At 44.4% G+C, this 6,879-nt stretch carries 9 protein-coding genes; 5 read left to right on the forward strand and 4 right to left on the reverse strand.

Features of this window, described 5'->3' with window-relative positions:
* The first annotated feature begins 155 nt into the window (after positions 1–155).
* The 4 genes from B9A32_RS20510 to B9A32_RS20520 all read left to right on the forward strand — a co-directional run bounded on the left by B9A32_RS20510 (position 156) and on the right by B9A32_RS20520 (position 3,215).
* The gene (locus B9A32_RS20510) at positions 156–1,169 is read left to right on the forward strand and encodes a zinc-binding alcohol dehydrogenase family protein (protein ID WP_084071997.1); all 1,014 of its coding nucleotides are present in this window, start codon (positions 156–158) and stop codon (positions 1,167–1,169) included.
* A 72-nt stretch (positions 1,170–1,241) separates the two neighbouring features.
* Positions 1,242–1,532 carry a putative quinol monooxygenase gene (locus tag B9A32_RS20515; protein ID WP_084071999.1) on the forward strand — a complete coding sequence of 97 codons (291 nt, stop codon included), beginning with the start codon at positions 1,242–1,244 and terminating at the stop codon, positions 1,530–1,532.
* 497 nt (positions 1,533–2,029) lie between these two features.
* Positions 2,030–2,155 (forward strand): hypothetical protein, encoded by a 126-nt coding sequence (locus B9A32_RS22450; RefSeq protein WP_269749054.1) that lies wholly within the window; start codon positions 2,030–2,032, stop codon positions 2,153–2,155.
* Between the two features lie 184 nt (positions 2,156–2,339).
* Positions 2,340–3,215 carry a radical SAM protein gene (locus B9A32_RS20520; protein WP_084072002.1) on the forward strand — a complete coding sequence of 292 codons (876 nt, stop codon included), beginning with the start codon at positions 2,340–2,342 and terminating at the stop codon, positions 3,213–3,215.
* Between the two features lie 288 nt (positions 3,216–3,503).
* Here the strand turns inward: B9A32_RS20520 and B9A32_RS20525 are convergent, their stop codons facing one another.
* Both B9A32_RS20525 and B9A32_RS21455 read right to left on the reverse strand, forming a co-directional pair.
* Positions 3,504–3,899 carry a hypothetical protein gene (locus B9A32_RS20525; RefSeq protein ID WP_232367252.1) on the reverse strand — a complete coding sequence of 132 codons (396 nt, stop codon included), beginning with the start codon at positions 3,897–3,899 and terminating at the stop codon, positions 3,504–3,506.
* A gap of 58 nt (positions 3,900–3,957) precedes the next feature.
* Positions 3,958–4,257 carry a hypothetical protein gene (locus B9A32_RS21455; protein ID WP_212638050.1) on the reverse strand — a complete coding sequence of 100 codons (300 nt, stop codon included), beginning with the start codon at positions 4,255–4,257 and terminating at the stop codon, positions 3,958–3,960.
* 12 nt (positions 4,258–4,269) lie between these two features.
* Here B9A32_RS21455 and B9A32_RS20530 point away from each other — a divergent pair, with 12 nt between their 5' ends.
* Complete coding sequence (locus tag B9A32_RS20530) at positions 4,270–5,700, forward strand: Fic family protein (protein WP_232367253.1); 1,431 nt, start codon at positions 4,270–4,272, stop codon at positions 5,698–5,700.
* 10 nt (positions 5,701–5,710) lie between these two features.
* Here the strand turns inward: B9A32_RS20530 and B9A32_RS20535 are convergent, their stop codons facing one another.
* Both B9A32_RS20535 and B9A32_RS20540 read right to left on the reverse strand, forming a co-directional pair.
* The gene (locus tag B9A32_RS20535; RefSeq protein ID WP_084072004.1) at positions 5,711–5,896 is read right to left on the reverse strand and encodes a hypothetical protein; all 186 of its coding nucleotides are present in this window, start codon (positions 5,894–5,896) and stop codon (positions 5,711–5,713) included.
* Positions 5,897–5,913: 17 nt separating this feature from the next.
* On the reverse strand, positions 5,914–6,879 hold a 966-nt coding region (locus tag B9A32_RS20540), incomplete at its 5' end, for a hypothetical protein (protein ID WP_212638049.1).

A 6,879-nucleotide genomic window follows, 5' to 3' on the forward strand; every position in this document is an offset into this window, starting at 1 on the left:
CTCCTGAAAAAAGGGTTGTGAGGTGGTTCTGTATGAACACTCCACATAGTATACATGACTTCAGCTTTTTCTGCCGCGTAGCGGCTTGGTTCAACCATTCTTAATAGTCGACAACCAAGACCTTATCAATAATATAAACTACAGAGGAGAAACACATGAAAGCAATCGGATACAATCAGGCAGGATCCATTATGGCCAAGGACGCCTTAATCGAATTTGAAGCACAGACACCGGAATTGGGCCCCCATGATCTGCTGGTCGAGGTACGGGGCATTTCGGTCAATCCGGTGGATGTAAAAGTCCGGGCTGCCATGGGACCGGAAAAGGGCACCAAGGTCATCGGTTATGATGCCGCTGGCGTTGTCCGGGAAGTAGGGAGGGATGTCACCAGATTTAATAAGGGCGATGACGTCTTTTACGCCGGAGATCTCACCCGTCCGGGCACCAACTCAGAATGCCATGCCGTTGATGAACGAATCGTCGGGAAAAAACCGAAATCCCTTGGATTTGCCGAAGCCGCCGGATTTCCCCTGACCTCTATTACCGCATGGGAAATCCTGTTTGACTCCTTTGGCCTTAAGGAAGGAGAAGGCAACGGCGAGTGCCTGCTGGTTATCGGCGCTGCCGGCGGTGTGGGGTCCATTCTCATTCAACTTGCCAAAAAACTCACAGGACTGACCGTGATCGCAACTGCCTCCCGGCCTGACACCATGGAATGGGTAAAAAAAATGGGGGCCGATCATGTGATCAACCACCGTGAATCTTTAGTGGATCAGGTCAAGGCCCTTGAACTTGAGCCCCGCTACGTCGCTTCCCTGAACGGAACCCAAGGACATTTCCCCGCCATTGTCGAGCTTATCAAGCCCCGGGGGCATATCACCCTGATCGATGATCCCCAGTCACTGGATATAACCATGATCAAGACCAAGGCCCTGAGCTTCAGCTGGGAGTTCATGTTTACCCGCTCCATGTATCAAACCGAGGACATGGAAAAACAGCATGACCTGCTGAACCGGGTGTCGGCTCTCATTGATGAAGGCATCCTGATTTCCACTGTTTCGAACAATCTGGGCAACCTCAATGTTGAAACACTTACGGAAGCTCATATTCAGCAGGAGAGCGGCCGTGTCATCGGCAAGAATGTTCTGAATGGCTTTAATTCGCACTGAGAACAGCTGAATCCGGTGGCACACCGCCACTGCAACCGTTTTTACAATTGACAATAAAAAAGGAGAACAATCATGGCCCAATTAACCATCGTTGCACATATCAAGACCAAAGCCGACAAAATTGATCTGGTAAAAACTGAGCTTATAAGACTTATCGACACCACCCGTGCCGAAGCGGGTTGCATCAATTACGATCTGCACCAGGACAATGAAAACCCAGCCCATTTTCTGTTCTATGAGAACTGGGCATCCCGCGAGCTATGGCAGGCGCACATGGAGAACCAGCATTTGAAGGACTTTATGGCCGCAACCGAAGGTGCAGTTGAGGAATTCACAGTCAATGAAATGACCCAGATCGCTTAGGCAAATCAGAAAGCAAACATAGAAGGATATTGCTAAACTTTGCCAGATGTGGGCCAGCTTTCCCACGCCTCAAATACGTAACAAAGCTATGTTTAATAGCTGACACACCCACCAGCATATCGGCCCGGATGGCCATTCGGGCTGGCCTGGGGAATAATCCAAAACAGAATTGTGATGATGGACGGACATCCCGTTAAAACGGGAATCGCGTTACAGAAATCTCCGTCAGTATTGTGAATGTGCCATCCAGCATCAAGGAATACGGCATTTCTGAATCCGACTGGAATGACAAGCTGGAAAAAATTACAGAAAACGCCATGACTGATGCGTGTGTGGGGGCGAACCCCAGGTCTCCTGCGAGTACGGATATCCGGAGAATTTTTGAGTATTGCTATTCAGGGACAAAAGTTGACTTCTAAATTCTTCCTTTTACCAAATCTTATACTGTAAATCCAACGGGCTGCCTAATCTACCACGTTGATATATAGGGTTGATCAATGAGCGAAGGCAGTGAAAATATTATCTGGGCCGTGGAAGGCATAATCAAAAAGGGACATCGGGAGGCTCTCAACACCGTCATGAACCATATGGTTGAGGCCACCCGGAAAGAAGCTTCGGTCTGATGGTACCCGATCCAGGACTAATCGTGATGGCGCCTGCGGGTTTATATGGTCTATGCATGGCAGGCCTTTCTCACAGCATCTAAATTAACCAGGGACATGATGAAGCTGCTGAAAAGACTTAATGATCGAAGAATGGAAATCCAGTTAGCTGATAATCTTATCGAATTTACGGAGTAAAGTAAAAATGAAATTCACAGGATCCACATACCGGCCGCCCTATGAAGCCAACAGCCTGCTTCTTCAAGTGACCGTCGGATGCACACATAATAAATGCACATTCTGCACCATGTACAGGGATGTTAAATTTTCCATAGAGTCCATTGAGCAGATCGAAGCCGACCTGAAAGAAGCAAAAGAGACCTATGGCAATGTGAAACGGGTTTTTCTCGTAAACGGTGATGCCTTTGTCTTGTCTGCCAATCGCCTGAAACCAATTGCACAATTGATAATAAAATATTTTCCCGAAGTTGAAGTCATCTCAATGTATGCGTCTATTAATAACGTTAAGAGTAAAACTGACCGGGATTTAGAAGAACTGCGTGAGTTGAGGATTAATGACCTGTGGGTGGGGACCGAATCCGGCCATGAGGAGACCCTTGCCTATATGAACAAAGGATTCAGCCTCAAGGACTCCTATGAGCAGCTGGAAAGGCTGAACAAGGCCGGGATACGGCACATTGTTATTCTTATTTTCGGCGGCGCCAGCAGGGGCAAAGGGATTGAAAATGCCGTGGCCAACGCAAAGCTTATCAATGCCTCAAAACCAATTGGGGTATCCGTCACTACCATGGGTGCCTTTGGTGATAGCCAACTGGCGGAAGATGTTCAATCAGGTAAATTTGTTCCGGCAACGGAACAGGAAGTTCTGGAGGAGCAAAAAAAAATGATTGAACTCATTGATGTGAATACCATTTATCTGGGCATCCACGGAATTAACACAGTGACCTTTGATGCAACGCTTCCCAGAGATAGGGGAAATGCCATTAAAATGGTGGATCACGCCATGGAAAAAATGAGCGATGAACTTTTGAACAGCGTACCGGAACGGCATGCAATCTGAACATATGGCGCCTGTTGTGAAAATCAACAGGCATTTTATTCGTCGTAATAAAATACAATCATTAACGCCATTGACCTAAAATCAGGGAAGACCTGTTTATATCAAATTTATAAGCACATTCAATTTGAAATTTTGTATCTATTTATAAAGATTCTTAATTTTATATATTAAGCGCTTATTCTGATAATTTCTCCAAGCTTTCATGGAGAGAAAACCCAGCCATCTAAAGACATGTTGTGAATAATTAATTTTCAATTTACGAAAGCTATGATTAGCAACCAGGGTTATCTAAAATTTTCTAGGTTTGCAGATAATCTCTCGAATTCTCATATGGAAAAAATTGTTCTGATGAGCCGGTTTGAGGATGACCGCCGTATCTGCCCCATCATTAGTTCCACCGATTGAGACGATATCTTTTCCGCTAAGGCAGCCTGCATCAGAAGCCATCACTGCAATCTCTGCCACAACCTTCATGCCTTGACCAAAAAGCTTCAAGGTATCCCCAATGAGCAATACCGGATAGATACCAGAATGTTTTTCTGAAATAGAACGCTCTATTCCTGAGAGTGCATGAGAAGACGTAACAACAGTCGCTCCCTTTTTTTCTAAATCGATTTTAATATCTTCTGGCAACGAAGATTCAAAAGGTTTGTCATAACCGCAGTGCAGAGTCACAACAATCACCCTAAATCCTTCAAAAATTTCAAGGGCAGCATAGGCCGTATTGCCATATTCGACGCTACTACAACCTCACTAAGCCCCAATTCTTTTCCTCTGATAAACGCCATTTCAAGGGTTTGCTTGGTATTGTTCCTACCAGGTCTGTCAAAGTGCATAGCACATCCTTTATATGAAAATCCCCGCCGTTGCGGATTCTCGGGTTTTCATCTTTTGTTGTGGCAGATGGGCTGCCATGGCTGTTATTAGATTTTATAACACAAAAATCTGCGGCTTGTCCGTCAGCATTTTTTTGTTGAGTGTCGGCAATAGTCGGTCTCTTATCACCTGCTTTTATATGGCACATTTTCAATAATTGCGCCATATTAATTTTTATATGGCGCAATTATTGAGAATGTGCCATATAGTTATCATGCCAAAGTATATACCACAAAATGAATTAGATGATGTTCTGAAAGCCGTTGGTCAATTCCCTGAGGGTGCCTCAATAAAAGATATCAGCATTGTCATGGAAAAATTATCCCGCCGAACTCTGCAACGCCGTCTCAGTAACCTTGTCGGACAGAAGAAGTTGGTTTTAAAAGGCAGGGGCCGCAGTAGCAGGTATGTTGTGAAAGCAAGAGCAGGATTAGATGCTAAGCTTCCTACTCTTAAATTAGAGTCTCATGGCGAGGTTTATATTCCCGTCTCTCAGGAGGGAGAGAAAATAAAGCAGGTAGTCCGCCAGCCGATTCAGAACCGTCAGCCTGTCGGGTATAATCAAAGGTTTATTGATGAGTATATTCCTAATAAAACCTCTTACCTTTCTCTTGAAATTCGCCAGCGCCTTTTTGAAAAGGGCCAATCGTCGGATGGTCATCGGCCAGCCGGAACATATGCACGCAAGGTATTTAATCGTGTTTTAATTGATCTGTCATGGAATTCAAGCCGTCTAGAGGGCAATACTTACTCTTTGCTTGAAACTGATCGTTTGCTTGAATTTGGAGAAGTCGCCGAGGGCAAACAGGCGATAGAATCACAAATGATTCTGAACCATAAAGCTGCCATCGAACTATTGGTGGAACAGGCGCAGGAAGTCGGGTTCAACAGCTATACAATTTGCAATCTTCACGCGCTTCTCTCTGACAACCTGCTGGCCGATTCAAGGGCCTGCGGAAAGTTACGCGCCATCCCAGTCGGAATAAGTGGGACAGTCTATATACCCTTGGAAGTGCCACAGCGGATAGAAGAGTCTTTTTCGCAAGTGCTTGAGAAAGCCACTGCAATAGAGAACCCATTCGAGCAGGCTTTTTTTGCGATGGTTCAGTTGCCGTATCTCCAGCCATTCGAGGATGTAAACAAGAGGGTTTCACGCCTATCTGCAAACATTCCCCTTATTCGAGATAATTTGTGCCCACTTTCATTTGTAGATGTGCCTGAACAAGCTTATGTTGACGGGCTAATGGGAGTATATGAACTGAATAGAGTGGAGTTGCTCAGGGATGTTTTTATATGGGCATATGAGCGTTCTTGCGACCGCTATTCAGCTGTCCGCAGTTCACTTGGGGAGCCAGATCCTTTCCGGCTTCGCCACCGTGCAACCATTTTCAATGTTGTAAATAATGTTGTGGGTGATGGCATGAATAAAAAGATGGCCGTGTCTTACATAAAAGAATGTGCAATTGAAAAAATTGAGTCAAAAGAACGGGAGCGTTTTGTTGAAGTTGTCGAAACGGAACTGATAGGCCTGCATGAAGGAAATATTGCCCGTTACCGGTTGCGACCTTCAGAATATGAGGATTGGAAAATAAAATGGTCTGTACAATGATCACGAAGTTTTAATAGGTTTTGTCACCGCGAAGCAAACGCTTCAGCAGTGGCATAAAATCAGATAATTTGCCAGCCCGCTCCCGCCCGTGTGTCTGATTGAATATAAACATCTGCGGCTTGTCCGTAGCATGTTTATTGTTTGAATTAAGTAAGGTACCCCCTGATCCTGGCTGAATATCCGCGCGATCAATCATAAAAACACATAATCCTACTATGCAAAACTCCACGCGTGAATTTGGCGATCTTCAGGCGTGGAAGAAATATAAATGGTTGCTAAATTAAGTATTGCTGCTAAGAGCTTGGTATTGAAATCTCGAAAAAATAAATCATAGTATTCATCTGGATTTGAGTATCCGATTGCCTCGCCCGCATAAATGGCCTCATGGGCCAAATCGTTTCTTATCTGAGATAGTTTGCTTTTCCCGTTGTTAAGTGCAGCCCAACTTGGTAAATGAACGCCGTAATACCTGGCCAGTTCTACAGGTCTTCTTGAGTGACTGCATGATGGAATTGAAGAAATCTTATATAAACCGTCAAGCACTTTATATTGAGCATCAAATCTGTCCCAAGGGTGAGCGTATGTCTGACCGAGCAGAAACCAGTGGATGGCCGCAAACATTCCCTTTCGTTCATCTGGGTGTCGATCATAGAAATCTGATAATGCTTCAGTCCCTTTAACAATATCATCACCGATAGGGATCACACCTGTCAGTTTTCCTTCTTTATATGGAACACGTCCTATATAATTATATCCAGTCGGTGAAAGATAAATGCCAAACAAAAAACCGAGTCCCAAAATAAGAAATCTTATTTTATCCGGATCATCATGGGAAATACGAATCGTGTGAGTGGCTTCAAATCTATACCATGTGGCAGAATCTTTTACAGGCAGACGTTTCTTTTCAGACGGATCCAATGGCAATTCAATTAAAGGTGGATAAATCCAACCCTTACTTACTCTTGCTTCATTGTTCAACCAGTCTATGGAGTCTTGGATATCATCAAGTGGTGCAATTTCAAAATTTGATCCAACGTACCTTCTACGATCAACTAAAAAACCAAATTCCATAGTTTTATTCTCTCCTAACCTGGACAAGCCAGAACCAAAAAGGTTTTGTTGAATCACCATTCGCGGTATAATGATTCCCATAACATACAAATGCGAAAGGAGGTCAAT

The organism is Desulfocicer vacuolatum DSM 3385 (genome assembly GCF_900176365.1).
GTDB classification, from domain to species: domain Bacteria; phylum Desulfobacterota; class Desulfobacteria; order Desulfobacterales; family Desulfobacteraceae; genus Desulfocicer; species Desulfocicer vacuolatum.

What these genes read in the sequence shown, in the direction of transcription:
- B9A32_RS20520 (WP_084072002.1), top strand. Translation starts at nt 2,340, where the DNA reads ATGAAATTCACAGGATCCACATACCGGCCGCCCTATGAAGCCAACAGC.
- B9A32_RS20510 (WP_084071997.1), top strand. Translation starts at nt 156, where the DNA reads ATGAAAGCAATCGGATACAATCAGGCAGGATCCATTATGGCCAAGGAC.
- B9A32_RS20515 (WP_084071999.1), top strand. Translation starts at nt 1,242, where the DNA reads ATGGCCCAATTAACCATCGTTGCACATATCAAGACCAAAGCCGACAAA.
- B9A32_RS22450 (WP_269749054.1), top strand. Translation starts at nt 2,030, where the DNA reads ATGAGCGAAGGCAGTGAAAATATTATCTGGGCCGTGGAAGGCATAATC.
- B9A32_RS21455 (WP_212638050.1), bottom strand. Translation starts at nt 4,257, where the DNA reads ATGGCGCAATTATTGAAAATGTGCCATATAAAAGCAGGTGATAAGAGA.
- B9A32_RS20535 (WP_084072004.1), bottom strand. Translation starts at nt 5,896, where the DNA reads ATGATTGATCGCGCGGATATTCAGCCAGGATCAGGGGGTACCTTACTT.
- B9A32_RS20530 (WP_232367253.1), top strand. Translation starts at nt 4,270, where the DNA reads ATGGCGCAATTATTGAGAATGTGCCATATAGTTATCATGCCAAAGTAT.